General features: G+C 61.6%; 17 protein-coding genes. 3 read left to right on the top strand and 14 right to left on the bottom strand.

Annotated features, from left to right (window positions below):
- Positions 1 to 145: 145 nt before the first annotated feature.
- A complete protein-coding gene (gene ureG, locus A6U98_RS20020; RefSeq protein WP_003542294.1) occupies positions 146 to 757 on the top strand; it encodes an urease accessory protein UreG in 612 nt (203 codons plus the stop codon).
- Between the two features lie 57 nt (positions 758 to 814).
- Here ureG and A6U98_RS20015 read toward each other — a convergent pair whose 3' ends face one another.
- The 7 genes from A6U98_RS20015 to A6U98_RS19985 form a co-directional block, all read right to left on the bottom strand.
- Positions 815 to 1,498: a Crp/Fnr family transcriptional regulator gene (locus tag A6U98_RS20015; RefSeq protein WP_064652147.1), complete on the bottom strand. Its 684-nt coding sequence runs from the start codon at positions 1,496 to 1,498 to the stop codon at positions 815 to 817.
- A 165-nt stretch (positions 1,499 to 1,663) separates the two neighbouring features.
- A complete protein-coding gene (locus A6U98_RS20010) occupies positions 1,664 to 4,990 on the bottom strand; it encodes an efflux RND transporter permease subunit (RefSeq protein ID WP_064652146.1) in 3,327 nt (1,108 codons plus the stop codon).
- Between the two features lie 12 nt (positions 4,991 to 5,002).
- Positions 5,003 to 6,193 carry an efflux RND transporter periplasmic adaptor subunit gene (locus tag A6U98_RS20005; protein ID WP_064652145.1) on the bottom strand — a complete coding sequence of 397 codons (1,191 nt, stop codon included), beginning with the start codon at positions 6,191 to 6,193 and terminating at the stop codon, positions 5,003 to 5,005.
- Positions 6,194 to 6,591: 398 nt separating this feature from the next.
- Positions 6,592 to 7,563, bottom strand: a complete 972-nt coding sequence (locus A6U98_RS20000) for an ABC transporter substrate-binding protein (protein WP_003542286.1) — start codon at positions 7,561 to 7,563, stop codon at positions 6,592 to 6,594.
- Positions 7,564 to 7,621: 58 nt separating this feature from the next.
- A complete protein-coding gene (locus A6U98_RS19995; protein ID WP_064652144.1) occupies positions 7,622 to 8,749 on the bottom strand; it encodes an ABC transporter permease in 1,128 nt (375 codons plus the stop codon).
- Complete coding sequence (locus A6U98_RS19990) at positions 8,746 to 9,675, bottom strand: ABC transporter permease (protein WP_062943510.1); 930 nt, start codon at positions 9,673 to 9,675, stop codon at positions 8,746 to 8,748. The genes A6U98_RS19995 and A6U98_RS19990 overlap by 4 nt, the downstream gene beginning before the upstream one ends.
- Before the next feature lie 238 nt (positions 9,676 to 9,913).
- The gene (locus A6U98_RS19985; RefSeq protein ID WP_064652143.1) at positions 9,914 to 10,690 is read right to left on the bottom strand and encodes an ABC transporter ATP-binding protein; all 777 of its coding nucleotides are present in this window, start codon (positions 10,688 to 10,690) and stop codon (positions 9,914 to 9,916) included.
- 94 nt (positions 10,691 to 10,784) lie between these two features.
- Here A6U98_RS19985 and A6U98_RS19980 point away from each other — a divergent pair, with 94 nt between their 5' ends.
- Positions 10,785 to 11,198 (top strand): cupin domain-containing protein, encoded by a 414-nt coding sequence (locus A6U98_RS19980; protein WP_064652142.1) that lies wholly within the window; start codon positions 10,785 to 10,787, stop codon positions 11,196 to 11,198.
- 58 nt (positions 11,199 to 11,256) lie between these two features.
- Here the strand turns inward: A6U98_RS19980 and hydA are convergent, their stop codons facing one another.
- The 4 genes from hydA to A6U98_RS37440 are packed head-to-tail and all read right to left on the bottom strand — an operon-like array spanning position 11,257 to position 14,892.
- Positions 11,257 to 12,711 carry a dihydropyrimidinase gene (gene hydA, locus A6U98_RS19975; RefSeq protein WP_064652141.1) on the bottom strand — a complete coding sequence of 485 codons (1,455 nt, stop codon included), beginning with the start codon at positions 12,709 to 12,711 and terminating at the stop codon, positions 11,257 to 11,259.
- A 26-nt stretch (positions 12,712 to 12,737) separates the two neighbouring features.
- The gene (locus A6U98_RS19970; RefSeq protein ID WP_156667863.1) at positions 12,738 to 13,355 is read right to left on the bottom strand and encodes a hypothetical protein; all 618 of its coding nucleotides are present in this window, start codon (positions 13,353 to 13,355) and stop codon (positions 12,738 to 12,740) included.
- On the bottom strand, positions 13,352 to 14,605 hold the full coding sequence (locus tag A6U98_RS19965) for a Zn-dependent hydrolase (RefSeq protein WP_064652139.1): 1,254 nt from the start codon (positions 14,603 to 14,605) through the stop codon (positions 13,352 to 13,354). Before A6U98_RS19965 ends, A6U98_RS19970 begins: the two co-directional genes overlap by 4 nt.
- Positions 14,606 to 14,616: 11 nt before the next feature.
- Positions 14,617 to 14,892, bottom strand: a complete 276-nt coding sequence (locus A6U98_RS37440; protein WP_210179353.1) for a hypothetical protein — start codon at positions 14,890 to 14,892, stop codon at positions 14,617 to 14,619.
- 16 nt (positions 14,893 to 14,908) lie between these two features.
- Here A6U98_RS37440 and A6U98_RS19960 point away from each other — a divergent pair, with 16 nt between their 5' ends.
- Complete coding sequence (locus tag A6U98_RS19960; protein ID WP_064652138.1) at positions 14,909 to 15,559, top strand: TetR family transcriptional regulator C-terminal domain-containing protein; 651 nt, start codon at positions 14,909 to 14,911, stop codon at positions 15,557 to 15,559.
- A 5-nt stretch (positions 15,560 to 15,564) separates the two neighbouring features.
- Here the strand turns inward: A6U98_RS19960 and A6U98_RS19955 are convergent, their stop codons facing one another.
- From A6U98_RS19955 to A6U98_RS19945, 3 genes are all read right to left on the bottom strand, one after another.
- Positions 15,565 to 18,132 carry an HWE histidine kinase domain-containing protein gene (locus A6U98_RS19955; RefSeq protein ID WP_064652137.1) on the bottom strand — a complete coding sequence of 856 codons (2,568 nt, stop codon included), beginning with the start codon at positions 18,130 to 18,132 and terminating at the stop codon, positions 15,565 to 15,567.
- Positions 18,129 to 18,665, bottom strand: a complete 537-nt coding sequence (locus tag A6U98_RS19950; protein ID WP_064652136.1) for a biliverdin-producing heme oxygenase — start codon at positions 18,663 to 18,665, stop codon at positions 18,129 to 18,131. The genes A6U98_RS19955 and A6U98_RS19950 overlap by 4 nt, the downstream gene beginning before the upstream one ends.
- A 139-nt stretch (positions 18,666 to 18,804) precedes the next feature.
- A complete protein-coding gene (locus tag A6U98_RS19945) occupies positions 18,805 to 19,704 on the bottom strand; it encodes a LysR family transcriptional regulator (protein ID WP_064652135.1) in 900 nt (299 codons plus the stop codon).
- Positions 19,705 to 19,776 lie beyond the last annotated feature (72 nt).

Raw genomic sequence — 19,776 nt, 5'->3', positions numbered from 1 at the left:
CACAGCGGGTTTGCGTCCGGAATTGCGTGAAAACAAAGAGATAGAGCGCTTCCGTGATTCGAAGAAAAACAAGCGCTCTAAGTCATTTGACGGTGGCGCAGGCGGGCGGCTTCGTTATCATCGGGGTTCGATTGGAGTAAGGCACATGAAATCAAGAAACGGACCTTTGCGTGTCGGCATTGGCGGGCCGGTCGGCTCGGGCAAGACGGCGCTGACCGAAAAGCTCTGCAAGGCGATGCGTGACGATTATTCCGTCGCCGTCGTCACCAACGATATTTACACGACGGAGGATGCCGAGGCGCTGGTGCGGATGCAGGCATTGACTTCGGACCGCATCGTCGGCGTCGAGACCGGTGGCTGCCCGCATACCGCCATCCGCGAGGATGCGACAATCAATTTGCAGGCGATCGCCGGCCTCAACCAGCGGATCCCCGATCTCGACGTCGTCTTCATCGAATCCGGCGGCGACAATCTGGCGGCGACCTTTTCGCCCGATCTTGCCGATATCACCATCTATGTCATCTCCGTCTGCCAGGGCGAGGAAATCCCGCGCAAGGGAGGCCCCGGCATCACCCGGTCGGACCTGCTCGTCATCAACAAGAAGGATCTGGCGCCCTATGTCGGCGCCGATCTCGAGGTCATGGACCGGGATGCAACGCGGATGCGTGCGAGCCGCCCCTTCGTGTTCTCCGATATGAAGCGCGGTGACGGAGTCAGCTCGATCGTTAGCTTCCTCAGGGAGCAGGGCGGGCTCTAAAGCGCTGCACATTTTTGCGCGACATGCTTAGAGCCTTTCGGCATCATGCTCTAACCGTCAGATCTGCCGCAGCACTTTGACGTCGCTGATGGCGATCGCCCGGCCGCGCACCGTGACACCTTTCATCTTCAGCGTCGAGAAGGCGCGCGAAAGCGCCTCCGGCGCGAGGCCGAGCTTGCGGGCAAGCAGATTTTTGGGAAAGGGCAGCCGCAGCGAAGCGGTCGCACCGTCCTCGACGCAATGGGTCAGCAGATAGTGCGCCACGCGCTGCGGTGCGGTCTGCATGCGGTCGCCTGCCAGGCATTCCATCGTCGAGATCAGATGCAGTGACAGGCTGCGCATGATCGCCTTGCCGATCTGCGGCCTCTCGTCCAGTAACAGCCGGACCTTGCCGATGTGGAAGCCCGCCAACACGGCATGATCCATCGCTTGCGCACCGGTGCGATAGGTTTCGTCGGCGTGGATCAGGCATTCGGCGAAACTGTCGCCGGGCTCGCAGATGCGGATATCGGCCTGTCTGCCGTCGCTGTTGTGGCGATAGAGCCTGACATAACCGCTGAGCACGCAATAGAAATAGGCCGCCCTGTCGCCCTCCTCGAAGAGAACTTCGTGGGGGTCGCAGAGGAGAATGGTGGCGCAGGCGCGCAGGGCGTCAGCCTCGTTATGGTCGAGCCCGGCCATGAAGGCGGCCTTGGCGAGCACAGCGGCCTCATGGCCGTTGAATGTCAGCGTTCTGTTCATCTCCCGGTCTCCTGATCTGGCCGGTCTTTTCAATTCTTTATGCTGCCGGGCAAAATACCGGAGGGAGACGGCGACGGAATTGATTTTGGTCAACCGTCAGACATGACCAAAAAAACGAAACGGGCCGGGAGATCGCTCCCGGCCCGCTCATTTCCTGGGTTTTGCTTATTCCGCCGCGAAGGGCGGCAGGCGCAGCACGTTGGTGTCGTTGCCGTTGGCGGTCTTGCGTTTGCTTTCCGGCTTTTCGATCGCGGTCAGGCGCTCCTCCAGCGAGTCGATATCGCCGCGGTTCTCCCGGGTGACGCGGGTGAGATCCTCGCGCGATAGCGGTAGCTCCTCATTGTCCTTCTTGCCGACCAGGCGGCCGAAAGCCCAACCGAGCAGGCGGGAGAGGTCGTCCATGATCAGGAAGAAGGAAGGCACGACGACGAGCGAGAGCACGGTCGAAACGATGATGCCGCCGATCACCGCGATCGCCATCGGCGCGCGGAACGAGCCGCCTTCGCCAACGCCAAGAGCGGAAGGCAGCATGCCTGCCGACATGGCGATCGAGGTCATGATGATCGGCCGGGCGCGTTTGCGGCCGGCTTCGACCATGGCCTCGACGCGGGACATGCCCTGATGGCGCATCTCGATTGCGAAATCGACGAGCAGGATGGCGTTCTTGGTGACGATACCCATCAGCATCAGGATGCCGATCATGACGGGCATCGAGAGCGGATTGCTGGTGAGGATCAGGCCGGCCGCGACACCGCCGATGGCGAGCGGCAGCGAGAACAGGATGGTGAAGGGCTGGATCACGTCCTTGAAGAGCAGGATCAGCACCGTCAGCACCAACAGCAGGCCCATCAACATGGCGTTGACGAAACTCTGCTGCATCTCGGTCTGCACCTTGGTGTCGCCACTTTCTGCAAGTCGCACGGACGCCGGAATATTGGCCCCATTGACTATCTCGCGGAAGCGGGCGGAGGCTGTGTCGAGTGCGACGCCCTGGGGAAGGTCCGAGCCGATCGAGACGACACGGTAGCGGTTGTTGCGCTTGATCGAGCTTACGCCTTCCGAATAGTCGATATTGGCGACGCTCGCGAGCGGAACGGTGCCGCCGCTGGCGGTCTGGATCTTCAACGTCCGGATGGCCGCGAGGTCGCGACGCATGTCGAGTGCGGCCTGGACGCGGATCGGGATCTGGCGATCGTCGAGCGAGATCTTGGCAAGGGCGGCATCGACATCGCCGATGGTGGCGACGCGGATCGTCTCGGAGATCTGCTGCGGCGTAATGCCGAGGCGGGCCGCCTCATCCATGCGCGGATGAACCTGCAGTTCCGGACGGGGAAGGGAGCCGTCGGCGCTGACATTGGCAAGCAGCGGATCGGCGCGGAGCTTCGATTCCAGAATGCCGACGGCGTCGTTCAGATCCTTGTCGTTCTTGGAGAGGAAGTTGAAGGAGAGGTCGCGTTCGCCACGGTCGTTGAGCTTCAGGATACGGACGTCGGGAATGTCGCGCAGCTTGGCGAAGACTTCCTTTTCAATATCCCATTGCGGGCGTTCACGGCCGTGGACTTCCACTTTCGGCAGCATCGGGCCGACGACCGGGATGTCGCCGAGCACGTCGTTGACCACCTTCTTGACCAGCGATTGGTCGAGCTTGTCGAGTGCCAGTGTAATGGTCGCACGGCGCAGTTCGAGATCGCCCTTCGGCGATGCGCCACCGAGGACGAAGACGCTATCGACGCCATTGATGTCCTTGACCCTGTCATAGATCGCATCTGTCGTCTTCTCGGTATCGTCAAGGCGCGCATTGGGCGGCAGTTCGACGGAGAGAACGATGCGCGAGGCATCTTCCGGCGGCAGGAAGCTGCCGGGAACCTGCATCAGCAACAAAACGGATCCGACCAGGAAAGCGAACGCGACAATCAGCGTCGCATAACGCGTGTACCAGCGTCCAGTCGTGCCACGGATGAGCCGGGTGTATCCCCGCATCAGTAGGCCGTCATTGTCGTGATGGTCTTCCATGCCGTCTTCGGCGCGCATCAGATAGGCGGCCATCATCGGGGTGATCAGTCGCGCGACCATCAGCGAGAAGAAGACGGAGAAGGCGACGGTCAGGCCGAACTGGATGAAGTACTGGCCCGGGATGCCCGGCATGAAGGAAACGGGCACGAAAACGGCGATGATGGTGAAGGTGGTGGCGATGACGGCAAGGCCGATTTCATCAGCCGCCTCGATCGCCGCTCGATAGGGTGTCTTGCCCATCTTGATGTGGCGGGCGATGTTTTCGATTTCGACGATCGCATCGTCGACAAGGATACCGGTGGCGAGCGTCAGAGCGAGGAAGCTGACGAGGTTCAGTGAGAAACCCATCATGTCCATGATCCAGAAGGTCGGGATCGCGGACAAGGGTAGGGCGATTGCCGAAATCAGCGTCGCGCGCCAGTTCCTCAGGAACAGGAAGACGACGATGACGGCGAGCAGCGCGCCTTCGAGGAGCGTATGGATGGCGGCTTCATAGTTGCCGTAGGTGAAATAGACCGAATCGTCGATCAGTTCGATCTTCACATTCGGATTTTCGTTCCGCACCTTGTCGAGGTTCTGCGCCACGGTTTCGGCGACGCTGACCTCGCTGGCGCCCTTGGAGCGGAAAACGCCGAAGGTAACGACTGGCGTATCGTTGAAGCGCGAGAAGGATTTCGGCTCCTCATAGGTGTCCTTGATGACGCCGAGATCGGATAGTTTGACGAAGCGGCCGTTCGGCAGGCCGATCGTCGTGTTGGCGAGGTCGGCGACGTTGCGGGCGTCGCCGAGAACACGGATCGCCTGTTCGCTTCCCGCCACCTGGCCGCGGCCTGAGCCGAGGTCGATGTTGGTGCCGCGCAGCTGCTGGTTCACGCTCGCGGCGGTGATACCGTAGGCATTTAGCTTGTCAGGGGTGAGCTCGATGCGCACTTCACGCTCTGCGCCGCCGTAGCGGTCGACACGGCCGATGCCGGCCTGGCCCTGCAGCGAACGCTTGATCGTATCGTCGACGAACCAGGAAAGTTCTTCCAGCGACATGGCAGGCGAGGAAACGGCGAAGGTCTGGATCGCCTGTCCCTCGACATCGACCTTGGAGACGATCGGTGCTTCAGCCGTAGTCGGGAGATCGCTGCGGATGCGGTCGATCGCATCCTTGGTGTCCTGCACGGCTTGTTCGGTCGGCACTTCCATCCGGAACATGACGACGGTCTGCGAGCTGCCGTCGGTCACCGTCGACTGGATTTCGTCGATGCCGGTGATGGAGGCCACCGCGTCTTCGATCTCCTTCGTCACCTGCATTTCGAGCTCGGCCGGCGAAGCGCCGCTCTGCGTCACGTTGATCGAAACGAGTGGCACGTCGATGTTCGGAAAGCGCGTGATCGGCAGCGCGTTGAAGGACTGCATGCCGATGAACACCAACAGGCAGAAGGCCAGCAGTGGTGCAATGGGATTTCGGATGGACCAGGCTGAAAAATTCATCGGATGGTCTCTTTAGTTGGAAGCCGCAGGCTGTTCACGCACCGGCGTGATGTGGTCGCCGTCGCGGACGTAAGCGCCCGCCTTGGCCACGACCTCGTCGCCGGACTTCAATCCATTGATGACCTCGACATAGGCGCCGTCCTGAATGCCGGTCTCGATCTTGGCGAATTTCACCACGCCGTCTTCGACTTTACGGGCGGAGGAGCCTTCATTGCCGGTGAGTACCGCGGTCAAGGGAAGCGCTACGCCTTCAGTCTCGCGCACGATGATCTCGGCGCTGCCATACATGCCGGAGCGCGCCTTGCTGTCATCATCGATGGAGATATGGACGAGGCCGAGGCGGGTAATCGGATCGACGGTGGGCGAAACCAGGCGCACGGCACCGGAAAGCTTCTCACGGCTGCCGGAAAGCGAAATCGTTGCCTTTTGGCCGGCCATGATCCTGATGACATCGCTTTCGGCGACCTCAGCGACAAGCTCGATATCGCCGTCGCGGATGATGGTGAACAGCGGATCGCCGTTGCCGGCGGCAATGGCGCCGACCTTGGCGTTCTTCGCCGAGACCGTGCCGGCGACCGGCGTCTTCACATCGGTGCGCGCCAGCTTCAAATCCGCATCGGCGATCTGGCTGTCAAAGACCTTGAGATCGGCTTCGGAGACCTCGATCGCCTGTTCGGCGGAGACGACGCGGGCATTGGCTGCGGCGGCAGTCGCATCGGCCTGTTCGACCTGGGCGGTGGAAACCGTGCCCTTCTTGACCATTTCCTGGGCGCGGGCCTGCTGCTGCCTTGCCTGTTCGGCATTGGCCTGCGCCTCGATGAGCTGGGCGCGCAGCTGGGCGAGGCTTGCCTCGCCCTTGGCCTTCGTCGCCATCATCTGGCTCTTTTCCAGGACCACTGCGTCATCGTTGAGCGTCGCCAGCGTGCTTTCGGCCTGAACCTTGTCGCCGACATCGGCTTTCAGCGTGCGAATCGAGAGGCCTTCGACCTGCGGCTGGATATAGACTTCCTCGACGGGCTTGACCGTTCCGGTGCCGATGACACGGTCGACGAGGGTGCGATTGACCGCCGTGGTAACGACGATCGCCGGCAGGTTCTGCTGCGGTTTTGCGACCGGCGCTTCCTGCGAAAATGCGGTGGATGCAGCAAGTGCCGCTGCAAAAAGAGTAGAGGCGCCTAGAATTCCAATCGGCTTGCGTGCCATGCGTCTTCGTCCAATCTTATGATAAGGTTGGCCGAACTCGAGCGTCTGCCACTCAGCGCGCGATCAGGCCACTGCCCTTCCTGCATTCTCAGAGGTATCCGCCGATCCTTTGCCGTCTTCATCCCTCGCCGGCAAATTCGGCTTGTAGGTGGTATCGATTTGCTCGATCTACAAGTCCGGCAGAAAACAATTCCCCATTCGGCGATAATAATTACCATTCCGACGTCAATCAATCACCGCAAGGTTATGTCAACATTACGAAGATTGATCGCGCTCATCCCTAAGACGTTTGACGCCCGATAAATGCGACAGTTGCAAGGCATTTTTTTCGGTTGCGCAAAAATAGACAAAACGCGCGGGAAATCTCCCGCGCGTTTCGCTTCGCAATCTTGCCGAAATTACTTGGAAGCGGCGTCGGTGATATCGTGCGTCCAGGCGCCCGACGGCTCCTTGCTGATGATCTTCTGGTCGAGCAGCGCCTTTGCCGTGCGGGCATAGAGCGCCTCGTCCAGCTTGCCGGAGCTGTCGCCGACCAGCTTGGCGACTTCACCCATCATGCGCTTCTGATGGTTGTCGTCCTGGCCGCCATTGTCCATGACGATCTCAGCGGCTTCGTCGGGGTTCTCGGTGGCATATTTCCAGCCCTTCATCGAAGCGCGGACGAACTTGACCATCTTCTCCTTGAAGGCCGGGTCTTTCAGCTTGTCTTCCATCGCATAGAGGCCGTCTTCGAGAAGATCGTTACCCATTTCCGTGTAGTTGAAGACCGTCAGTTCTTCCGGCTTGAAGCCGGCATCGATCGCCTGCCAGTATTCGTTATAGGTCATGACGGAGATGCAGTCGGCCTGCTTCTGGACGAGCGGCTGCACGTCGAAGCTCTGCTTCAGCACGGTAACGCCGTTCGGACCGCCTTCGGTTGAAAGGCCGAGCTTGTTCATCCAGGCGAAGAAGGGATACTCGTTGCCGAAGAACCAGACGCCGAGCGTGTGGCCCTTGAAGTCGGCTTCGGTCTTGATCGGGCCGTCCTTGCGGCAGACCATTTCCAGGCCCGCCTTCTGGTAGGGCTGGGCGATGTTGACGAGCGGAACGCCCTTTTCGCGGGCTACCAGGGCACCGCCCATCCAGTCGACGATGACATCGGCGCCGCCGCCGGCAATCACCTGCTCGGGGGCGATATCAGGGCCACCCGGCTTGATCTCGACGTCGAGGCCTTCTTCCTTGTAGAATCCTTTGTCCTTGGCGACGTAATAACCGCCGAACTGGCTCTGCGTGACCCATTTCAGCTGCAGCACCACCTTGTCGGCGGCCATCGCATGGGCCGATGCAAGCGACATTGCGCTCGCCATCATTGCAACCATCAACTTTCTCATTTTCTTATCCTTACCCTCTGAAGTTATGCCCGGGCCCGTTTCTGGAGCCCGCGCGCGCCTAGCCACCACGGATAGACGGATGCCAGAACGTCACCGCCCGTTCGGTCAGGGCGATGATGCCATAGAAGATCGAGCCGGCCAGCGCCGCGACGGCGATTTCCGCCCAGACCATGTCGACATTCATGCGGCCGATCTCGGTGGAGATGCGGAAGCCCATGCCGACGATCGGCGTTCCGAAGAATTCCGCAACGATGGCACCAATCAGCGCCAGCGTCGAGTTGATCTTCAGTGCGTTGAAAATGAAGGGCATTGCCGCCGGAAGCCTGAGCTTCAGCAGCGTCTGCCAATAGCCGGAGGCATAGGTGCGCATCAGGTCGCGCTCCATGCTGCCGGAGGCGGCAAGGCCGGCGACGGTATTCACCAGCATCGGGAAGAAGGTCATGATGATGACGACGGCGGCCTTCGACGGCCAGTCGAAGCCGAACCACATGACCATGACAGGGGCGACGCCGATGATCGGCAGGGCCGAAACCATGTTGCCGATCGGCAGAAGGCCGCGGCGCAGGAAGGCGATGCGGTCGGCGAGCACCGCGACGACGAAGCCACTGAGGCAGCCGACGATATAACCGATCAGCACCGCCTTGAAGATCGTCTGCCTGACGTCCGCGCCGAGGATCGGCAGCGATGCCATGAACCGCGCGCCTATGGCGCTCGGCGGCGGCAGCAGGATGAAGGGAACGCCGGCGCCACGCGTGACCGCCTCCCAGAGAATGAGGATCCAGGCGCCAAAAATCGCCGGGATCAACAGCTGGAGTGCCGACTTGCCGAAAGTGGTGACGGGCTGCAGTTTCGACAGTTCGGTGACGCATCGCCAGGCAAGCAGCCAGCAGGCAAAAAGCAGCAGGAAGAAAGCCCGCGTCGCCGTGCCCTCATTGCCGGAAAGAGCCGAAAGCAGCATCCAGGCGGCGCCATGCGCGCCGATAAACAGCACGGTGGCCCGATAGGCCGGCGGTTGCGGTGCGAATGACAGCAGGGCAGCCGCGATGACGATGGTGAAAATGAGGCTTGCCGTGCCGTCGGTGAGGGGGCGCGTCGCGCCCTCGGCCAGGAGCGGCAAAGCCGTCAGTGCCCCGGCGCAGAGAAGGAGGGCGACCACGCATTGCCAGGAGAAGGTCAGATGTCTCATGCCGGCCTCCCGCCCATGGCGCGGTCGACGATCTTCGCCGCAACGCCGACGATCGCAACCAGAATGCCCGCCAGCAGCGATCCCGCGACAAGCGCCGCCCAGATATCGATGGTCTGGCTGTAATAGGAGCCGGCGAGCAGCTTCGAGCCGATGCCGGCGACGGCACCCGTCGGCAGTTCGCCGACGATGGCGCCGACGAGGCTGGCGGCGATCGCCACCTTCATCGAGGTGAAGAGGAAAGGGATCGAGGCTGGAACGCGCAGCTTCCAGAAAGTCTGCATCGGGCTGGCATAATAGGTGCGCATCAGGTCGAGATGCATGATCTCAGGCGACCGCAGCCCCTTCACCATGCCGACGGCGACCGGAAAGAAGGAGAGGTAGGTGGAGATCAGCGCCTTGGAGACGAGGCGGGAGGCGTCTGAATCGAGGTTCAGCAGATGTGCAATGGCATTGTCGCCGGTCAGTACGTTGTAGGAGATGATGACGATCATCGGCGCGATGGCAAGGATCGGAATGGTCTGGCTCGCCACCAGCCAGGGCATCAGCGAGCGGTCCATGGCGCGGTTATGGACGATCAGCACGGCGAGAAGGATGCCGAGCAGCATACCGAAGCCGAAGCCGAGCAGGGTGGAGGAGAGGGTTACCCAGCTGTGATAGACGAGGCTGCGGTTGCTCGAAAGGCTGCGCAGAAAGGTGTTCTCGTAGACGTTCTGCGCCACCTGATGCGGCGCGGGCAGGATCGGCTTCGGCTGCGCCAGCGTCTTGCCGATGAATTCGAGGGTCGTTGGTGTGGCGCCGGCGCGGCCGTCCATGTCGCGCTGGAACGGCGCGTTCATCAGGATGGCGGCGACATACCAGATGACGACGAGGGCGAGCAGGATTGTGGTGACAGGGACGATCTTGTCCTTGAAGGTGTCGGGTTTCACGGGATTGGCTCCCATGTGGTGTTGAGTATGGAGACACCCCCCTCTGCCCTGCCGGGCATCTCCCCCACAGGGGGGGAGATTGGCTGGTGGACAGCGCCTCGTTCCCCGTTGCCTCTATGGCGAACGGACCGGCGATCATTGTTTGGGGAAGCCGGCGCGGCATATCGATCTCCCTCCTTGTGGGGGAGATGCCCGGCAGGGCAGAGGGGGGTAAACCCCGAAATCAAACTCCCGCTCCTCATGCGTGCCCCGTCCTCAGCCCTTCGCGGACGCGATGGGCGATTTCCAGGAACTCGGGGGTTTCGCGGATGTCGAGCGGGCGTTCGGCCGGCAGGGTCGAGTCGATCACATCGGTCACGCGGCCCGGGCGCGGAGACATCACCACGATCTTGGTCGAGAGATAGACCGCCTCGGGGATGGAATGGGTGACGAAGCAGATCGTCTTATTGGTGCGGGTCCAGAGTTTCAGCAGCTCTTCGTTCAGATGGTCGCGGACGATCTCGTCCAGGGCGCCGAAGGGCTCGTCCATCAACAGCAGGTCGGCGTCGAAGGCGAGCGCGCGGGCGATCGAGGCGCGCTGCTGCATGCCGCCGGAAAGCTGCCAGGGGAATTTCTTCTCGAAGCCCGAAAGGCTGACGAGATCGAGCGCTTCGGCGATGCGCCGCGTCCGGTCGGCGCTGGAATAGCCCATGATCTCCAGCGGCAGGGCGATGTTGTTTTCGATGGTGCGCCAGGGATAGAGCGCCGGCGCCTGGAAGACATAGCCATAGGCACGGGCCTTGCGAGCCTCTTCCGGTGTCATGCCGTTGATCGAGATCTCGCCAGACGTGCTCTTCTCGAGATCAGCGATGACACGCAGGAAAGTCGTCTTGCCGCAGCCCGAGGGGCCGATGAAAGAGACGAAATCGCCTTTGCGGACATCGAGATTGACATTGCTCAGTGCACGCACCGGGCCGTCATTCGCCTGGTAGGTGAGACAGAGATCCTTGGCGGATACGACGGAGGGTGCTTGCATCAATGCGACCAGTCTTGTTTTCCCCGCGGGAGCGCGGTTTGCATGTTATCATTACCGCCGGTTTTATCGACGACACACTCCATGGAGGATGAGGATGGACGTGACATCAAAGCCCACCTGCCACATCGTTCGCCCCAATCATGCCTATGACGGCAAGCAGGGGCTCAGCTATTTCCAGGGGGTCGCGGCCGAGACGGTCGGCGCCAAGGGCATCTGCATGCATCTCCTGACGATCCCGCCTGGCGTGCGCGCCAGAGCGCATCTGCACGAGGCGCACGAGACGGCGATCTATGTGCTCTCCGGCGAAGCCCATACCTGGTACGGAGACCGGCTCGAGCATCACGTCATCGTCCATGCCGGCGAACTTTTCTATATCCCGGCGGGTGTGCCGCACCTGCCGGCGAACCTCAGCAGCACGCCGTGCACGGCGATCATCGCCCGCACCGATCCGAACGAGCAGGAAAGTGTCGTGCTTCTGCCGGAGTTGGACGCTTTGGTGCGTGCGTGAGGTCATTGGCATAGAGGCAGCGGTCCCCGGTTGATGACCGTATCGTCAGGCGCCATCGTCATACGCCGCTTGCCGGAATGCCGCTACGCGTCACCTTGCGCGGCGCGGTGATGTCCTTCCACTGGGAAAGCGCCTTGCTGACAGCCGTGACAGGTTCGCGCCTGACGAATTCGCCGTGGCCCTCGCGGGTCTTGATCGCGCCTTCCTCGATCGCCACGACGCCACGTGTCAGCGTGTAGCGCGGCAGGCCGGTGACTTCCTTGCCTTCGAAGACGTTGTAGTCGATCGCCGACTGCTGGGCTTTGGACGAAATGGTCTTGGAACGTTGCGGGTCCCAGACGACGATGTCGGCATCGGCGCCGACAAGGATCGCGCCCTTCTTCGGATAGATGTTGAGGATCTTGGCGATGTTGGTCGAGGTGACGGCGACGAATTCGTTCATCGTCAGCCGCCCGGTGTTGACGCCATGGGTCCAAAGCATCGGCATCCGGTCTTCGAGGCCGCCGGTGCCGTTCGGGATCTTGGTGAAATCACCGACGCCGAAACGCTTCTGCGCCGTGGTGAAGGCGCAATGGTCGGTGGCGACGACCTGCAGCGAGCCGGAGGCAAGCCCCGCCCAGAGTGAATCCTGATGCTGCTTGTTGCGAAAGGGCGGCGACATCACCCGGCGGGCCGCATGATCCCAGTCGGGATTGGAATATTCGCTTTCGTCGAGCGTCAGGTGCTGGATCAGCGGTTCGCCGTAGACGCGCATGCCCTTGGCGCGGGCGCGGCGGATCGCCTCGTGCGCCTGTTCGCAGGAGGTGTGGACGATATAGACCGGGCAGCCGGCCATGTCGGCGATCATGATGGCGCGGTTGGTGGCTTCCCCTTCCACTTCGGCGGGCCGGGAATAGGCATGCGCCTCAGGGCCGTTATTGCCTTCGGCCAGCAGCTTTGCCGACATCGAGGCGACGACGTCGCCGTTTTCGGCGTGCACCAGCGGCAGCGCGCCGAGTTCGGCGCAGCGCTGGAAGGAGGCAAACATCTCGTCATCGTCCACCATCAGCGCGCCCTTGTAGGCCATGAAGTGCTTGAAGGTGTTGATGCCCTTGTCGCGGACGATGGTCTCCATCTCCTTGAAGACCTGCTCGCTCCACCAGGTGACCGCCATATGAAAGGAATAGTCGCAATTGGCGCGGGTCGATTTGTTGTCCCACATGGTCAGCGCCTCGAGCAGCGACTGGCCGGGGGCGGGCAGGGCGAAATCGACCACCATCGTCGTGCCGCCGGAAAGGGCGGCGCGGGTGCCGCTCTCGAAATCGTCGGAGGAATAGGTGCCCATGAAGGGCATTTCGAGGTGGGTGTGCGGATCGATGCCGCCCGGCATGATATAACAGCCGGTGGCATCCAGCGTCTCGTCGCCCGAGAGGTTCTGCCCGATCTCGATGATCTTGCCGCCGTCGATTTTCACGTCAGCCTTATAGGTCAGGTCGGCGGTGACGATGGTGCCGTTCTTGATGACAGTGGTCATGGCTGCTGTTCCTTTTCCCTGCGGTCCTATTGCTCTTGCGGCTCTATTGCCATTGTCGGCGTGCCTTTTCTAAAGAGCCCTGCACCCTTGGCAACAAGGCTGTAGACTGCCTCCTCACTCAACTCATCGGCCGCGTCATGCTCTTCCTCATAATACCAGTCGGGCCGCTCAACGACATCGGTGCCGCCAACTGACAAGGACCAAAAACCATCGCTTTCGCGAAAGTAGAAATCCTTGCCATCGATCAGTCCGGTTGCTTGTATGGGTTGGCTGCCTTTGGGACGTTCGATCAAGATTCCGGGCATGGAAGGGCCGAGTTCGATCCGAACGACACCGGGCCCAGGCCCAGAGATATAGTAGGTTTGGTGGAGCGAATCTGGGGCTCGGTCATCTGAATCGGTCAGCTGAACCCCAGAAGGTTTATATCGCCAAAAACTCGATATTTGCGGAAGCCTGATCCGCTCGCCTCCTGTATTGATGCCAATGTAGAAGATCTGCACACCAGGGACCTCGCCCCACGGTCCTTCGCTCACTGGCGTCACATTGGCGGTGGCCCATGCAAGGTCGTCGGCAGTTCGCTGAATTCCGAACTTAAAGGCATCGGCATAGTCGAGATAAGTCGTTGGCAAGTCTGGCGCCATCACACCATGATCTCCGCCGTCTCGACTACCGCATGGAACAGCACATCGGCGCCCGCGGCCGCCCATTCCTTGGAGATTTCTTCCGCCTCGTTGTGCGAGAGCCCGCCGACGCAGGGGCACATGACCATCGTTGCAGGTGCGACCTTGGCGGCCCAGCAGGCGTCGTGGCCGGCGCCGGAGATGATGTTCATGTGGCTGTAGCCGAGCCGCTCGGCGGCTTCGCGCACCGACGTGACCAGTTTCGGATCGAAGGTGATCGGCTCGAAGTGGCCGATCGCCTCGATGGAACAGCCGACGCCGAGTGCATCGGTGATCTCAGGCGCCTTCGCCTCGATCTTTGCCCGCATGCGATCAAGCTTCTCCTTGTCGGGCGAGCGGATGTCGACGGTGAAGACCACCTTGCCGGGCAGCACGTTGCGGGAGTTCGGTGAGAAGAACACCTGTCCGACGCCGCCGACGGCGCCCGGCTGTTCGCCCATCGCCACGTCCTGGACCATTTCCAGGATGCGGGCCATGGCGAGACCGGCATTGACGCGCAGGTTCATCGGCGTCGAACCGGTATGGGCTTCCTTGCCGGTCAGCGTGAATTCCAGCCACCAGAGGCCCTGGCAATGAGTGACGACGCCGATCTGCTTTTCTTCGGCTTCGAGGATCGGCCCCTGCTCGATATGATATTCGAAATAGCCGTGCATCTTGCGGGCGCCGACCTCTTCGTCGCCGACCCAGCCGATGCGCTTCAATTCGTCGCCGAACAGATTGCCCTCGGGGTCTCTGCGATTATAGGCAAAGTCCAGGCTGTGCACCCCGGCGAAGACGCCTGACGCCAGCATGGCAGGGGCAAAACGCGCGCCTTCCTCATTCGTCCAATTGGTAACGACGATCGGATGTTTGGTCTTGATGCCGAGATCGTTCATGGTGCGCACGACTTCGAGGGCCGCAAGTACGCCGAGCACACCGTCATATTTGCCGCCGGTCGGCTGGGTGTCGAGATGCGAGCCGACATAGACGGGCAAGGCATCGGGATCGGTGCCGGGGCGGGTGGCGAACATCGTGCCCATGCGGTCAACACCCATGGTCAAACCGGCATCGTCACACCATTTTTTGAAAAGGCTGCGGCCCTGCGCATCGGCATCTGTCAGCGTCTGGCGATTGTTGCCGCCAGCGATGCCGGGGCCGATCTTCGCCATGTCCATGAGACTGTCCCAGAGACGGTCGCCATTGACGCGCATGTTCTCGCCTGGTGCTGCCACCATTCTTTATGCCCTCACCTGTTTGCGGCAGTCATGCAGAGAGGCATGCCCGCCTGTTCCCGTGGTCCTTTCCTGCGCTCCCTTATTGGTTTTGTCGAGCGCCGGAAAATCGCCAGTTGCCTTTGTTTTACATCTGACGGATAATTTGACCGATTGGTAAACATTACAACTTCCACCGCCGGGCTCAAGACGAAAATCACGAAAATCGCCGATAAAAATGCGGGCAGTTGCTCAAGGAAGCGGCGAGGGTCGTCCCCAACCCAAACTTGAGCGAAGAAGTTGAATTTCAAGGGGAAATAACAGCCTGTGACCATACCGAGAGCAGCGAAAACCCTGAGGCGGACGCGAATCCAGGAAGAGAAGGAAGAGCAGATCCTGGAAGCGGCCCTCGATGTGTTTTCGGCAAGCGGCTTCCGCGGCTCGACCATCGACCAGATTGCCGAAGTGGCGGGCATGTCGAAACCCAACCTGCTCTATTATTTCCGCACCAAGGAAGCGATGCACCGGGCGCTGATCGACCGGGTGCTCTACACCTGGCTGGAGCCGCTGCGCGCCTTCGACGCCGAAGGCAATCCGGAGACGGAAATCCGCAGTTACATCCGCCGCAAGCTGGAGATGGCCCGTGATTTCCCCCGCGAGAGCCGGCTCTTCGCCAATGAGGTGCTGCAGGGCGCACCGCATATCGAGGACGAGCTGAAGGGGCCACTGAAGGAACTGGTCGACGAGAAGGCGGAGGTCATCCGCGCCTGGGCGAAAGCCGGCAAGATCGTCAAATGCGATCCCTACCATCTGATCTTTTCCATCTGGTCGACGACGCAGCATTACGCGGATTTCGACGTTCAGGTGCGTGCCGTGCTGGGGCAGGAACATTCGGGCGAAGGGCGTTTCGAGGATGCGGCGCGGTTTCTGGAACAGCTCTTCATCGGCGGGCTGCGACCGGATCCTCTTGGGGGGTGAGGGTTTTACCCTCTCCTCAGGAGCCGCACCCGGGCAAGAATATCCGTCACTCCTTCCGTCGTATAAGGCTTCTGCAGCACGGGCGCGTCCGAGTGGCTGTTTGCCTGGGCGATGCCTTCCCCATAGCCCGTGGCAAAAATGAAGGGCACGCCATCAGCTGCCAGCCGGTCGGCAATCCCGAAACTCGTCTCCTCGCCAAGATTGACATCGAGAAGCGCCAGATCGAAGGACTGGTCGGCCAGAATTTCCATCGCCGCAGTGACACTTGGTGCCGTTGCGACGTCGGCGCCCAGGCGGCGCAGGATGTCCTCTCCATCCATGGCGATGATCAAATTGTTTTCCACCAGCAGCACGTTCAGGCCGGAAAGCGGCTGATCGTCGGGAATCGTCTTGCCTCCGGTTGCTCCGATTGGAGGCGGATTTGACCGTTCGCTCGTCGGTCCGACGACATGTCGCGCCGGAATAGAGAAATCGGCCTCGAGCCCATCCCTGAGGTAGCGCACCTCCGCCTTGCCGCCGAGGTCATAGGGGATCGAGCGGCGGATGATGGTCGAACCGAAGCCATGGCGTTTGGGTTCGACGACGGGCGGACCATCCTTTTCGCGCCAGCCAATGCGCAGATTGCCGTCGTCGTCGCGATGCCAGCCAAGTTGGACCGTGCCGCTGCCGGTGCCGGAAAGGCTGCCATATTTGGAGCTGTTGGTCATCAGCTCATGGAAGACAAGGGCGGCGGTGGAAAAGGCGTGCGGTTCCAGCAATACATCCTCGCCGCCCATCTGGATGCGTTGCGCATTTTTCCCGAGATAGGCGGCGGTCTCTGCCAGCAACAATTGCCGGAGCGAAGCGGGCGCCCAGTGATCGCGGGTGATCTGGTCATGGGCGCGGGCGAGCGACTGGATGCGGCCTTCGAGCTGGCGAATGTAATCGCCAAGGCCGACCGACGTTGCCTGCGACTGCCGGATGATACCGGTGATGAGGCTCAATATGTTGCGGACACGGTGGTTCAGCTCGGCGATCAGCAGTTCCTGGCGCTCGTTTGCCGTCTGGCGCGCCATGCTGACCTCGTCGGTGAGGCGCAACACCACCTCGATCAATGTGACGCGGATCGTTTCGGCGACACGGCGCTCGGCATCGGTGAAGGGCAGCGAGCGGCCGCGCACCAGTTCCGACCAGGCTTCGAAACTCTTGCGCGGCGTCAGCCGCGGGCCATTCGGGCCGTATTCCACCGGCTTGTGCGGATCGCCAGCCCAGCGAACGGTGCGCACCAATTCCTGACGGAAAAGCACGACATAATCGCGCGGCGAACGCGAGATCGGGATGGCGAGCATGCCTGCCACCACATCGTCGATCTCAAGATCCGGATAGGTTTCTGCGAGCCTGTCCACGGCATAGATGCGGCCGGCGGCGTTGCGGTTGAGGTGGCGGACGAGGGCTGCGAAACCTCTCTCATCCGGCCCGATGCCGGCAAGTGCCAGCCGGCCGTTGATCCAGACGCCGATCCCGTCGGCAGGAATGGCGTCGGCGAGCGCCTCGATCAGCCAGGCCGGATCGTCGAGCAGGCTCGCATTGTCTGCGACGGAGGTGAGGAGCCGGTCGGCGATGCGGCGCGCCTTGGTCTCGTAGTCGAGAGCCAGTCGCCGTTCGCGGCTTTCAAGGCGCGACGCAAACATCTGACCGAAGAGTTCGGCGGTGGAGCGGCTTTGGGCCGAAGGCAGACGCGGGCCATAGTGATGGCAGGCAAACAGGCCCCAGAGCCTGCCGTCGACAACGATCGATATGGAAAGCGAGGCGCCAACGCCCATGTTTTTCAGATATTCGATATGGATCGGCGAGACCGAACGCAAGACCGACATGGAGAGGTCGAGCGGCTGACCGTGCTCGTCGAGTTGCGGCAGGATCGGGACCGCGACGGCGTCGACATCAGCAATGATACGGAACAGGTTGCGCAGATAAAGGGCGCGCGCCTGTACCGGAATGTCGGAAGCCGGATAGTGCAGCCCGAGGAACGATCCGATACCGGCCCGGGCGGCTTCCGCCACCACTTCGCCGGAACCGCTTTCGTCGAAACGGTAGACCATGACCCGATCGAAGCCGGTGAGCGCCCGCGCCTGTCTTGCACCCTCGCGGAAGAAAGCTTCCAGTGTTTCCGTGTGGTCGAGGCGCGACATCATGCTGCGCATCGAGAGCGACGCGGCGTCGTGCCTGTCTTCCTGGCAGCGCTCGCCTTCGATGATGACCTGACCGCCGTTCAGGTGCACGGCAAGGTCGAACCTGTTTTGATCGGGCATCAGGGCAATGCCGAAAATACGCTCGACGACGTCGGAACCGCGCAGCGTGGTGAGCTTGTTGCGGATTGCGTGGAGTGCTTCGGGGGTGATCAGAGAGATAACGGGACGGCCGACCGCGTTGGCGTCTGTCACTCCGAGAAACTCCGCCAGATTTGCGGAGGCGCGCATGACGATCCAGTCTGAGGATACCGCCAACAGAAAGCCGAAGGGCTGGACCGAGCCGAGCTGGTGGATCGGCTCTCGGTCGCAGTTGGTGAGATCGACGGGTTCGTGCGTGCCGCTCATGGGACGGCTTCCAGTTCGACTTGCCCCGCTTTGAGGAAGAGATCGAAGACATCGCGGGCTGCGGCGACAGCAGCACCGGGATCGTCCACCTTGCTCGCGTCAAGACGATCCATGAAAAGCCGCATGGCGCCCTTCGGCCCTTGCGGGCTCAGGTAGCTGCTGGGCAAGAGATCAGGGACGGCCTTGGCGAGCAGTGCGCCGCCGAGCTTGGAACCTTCGAGGACATAGGCGGCGCCCCAGACCGCTGCTTCGCAGTCCAAGGCAGGTTGCGGAAGCGGTGCGGGCAATCGATCATCGAGTTCCCTTATGTCGGCAGCCAGCAGGTGCGCGCGCCGTCGTTCCGGCCAGTCCGGCAGCAAACGGCCGATTCCTCCATTCTCAAGCGCATGCTCCACAGATGGTACGACCCGGGCATGCGCGCGCAAGAAAGCCTTATAATCCTGGGTGCGTGAGAGGTTGAAACTGCCAAAGAGGGTGTCCACCGCGGCGTGGCAATCTGCAGTTTGTGCGCGGAGGGCGCTGCGAAGTGACATGCTGACGTTTTCCGAGTGATATGGCGGCCACCCACAACGGACGGTGACTTGGCGGATATACTGCGGCATCGCGTTATTTCCAGAGAAAGCCGAAGAATAACATGGGTTTCTCGTCGCTAGCAGACGCGCGGCGAGCGCTTCAGCCCATCATTGCCGGCAGTCTGGCGGCGAGCGTATCGATCGCGAGCCGCACCTTGGGCAGCATCACCGGGGAGCGCAACCAGACGGCATGGGCATCGAAGACATTGGCCGGTTCCTGCTTCAACACCTGAATGAGCCGGCCTGCCAGCACCTCCTCGCGGACCAGCCAGCAGGGGAGCCAGGCAAGACCGCGCCCGGCGACGGCCGCATCGGAAATCGAAGCGAGGTCGTCGAGCCGCAGTCGCGCCTTTGGCACCAGCCGCCGCACGGGATCGGCCGCAGTTGGAAAGATCCAACCCTTGTCGTCGTCGCCCCGCCTGTAGACAATGCCTTCATGCCGGGGAATATCGAAGACCGTCTGCGGCGCACCATGTTTTTCCAGATAGGCAGGCGATGCGCAGACGGTCATCCGCTGGCGGGCGATCGCCCGGGCCATCAGATCCGGATTGTCCTTCAGCGGTCCGTTGCGGATGACAAGATCGAAGCCGTCCTCGAGCAGGTCGACGATCCGGTCGTTGAAGGAAAGGTCGAGTTCGAGGTTCGGATGTTCATCGAGCAGGCGTGCGAGGATCGGCGCGATGCAGTGGCGGCCGAAGAGCACGGGCATCGAGATGCGCAATCGGCCGCGCACGTCACGCCGGCCGGATTCCAACATTGCTTCGCCGAGGCGGATTTCCTCGACCGCCCGCAGGCAGCGCTCGTAGAAGAAGCGGCCTTCCTCGGTCAGGCTCTGCATGCGTGTCGTGCGGTTGAAGAGGCGCACGCCGAGACGCTGTTCCAGACGTGCGATCGTCTTGCCGACCGCCGAACGCGTGAGATGGAGCCGCTCGGCGGCAGCCGAAAAGCCACCTGCCTCGACGGCTTCGACAAAGATCGAGATACCCTTCAGCTGTTCCATTTGTTTCCTCTTTGGAACCATTCTGGAGAATTAATATCGCAACTGGTGCGAAATATTCAACGATATGGTTTC

Origin of the sequence: Rhizobium sp. WYCCWR10014 (assembly GCF_001657485.1) — a bacterium.
In the GTDB taxonomy this organism is placed as follows: Bacteria; Pseudomonadota; Alphaproteobacteria; order Rhizobiales; family Rhizobiaceae; genus Rhizobium.
Note: the sequence above shows the minus strand (reverse complement) of the source record. Positions and strands in the feature narration are given on the sequence as shown.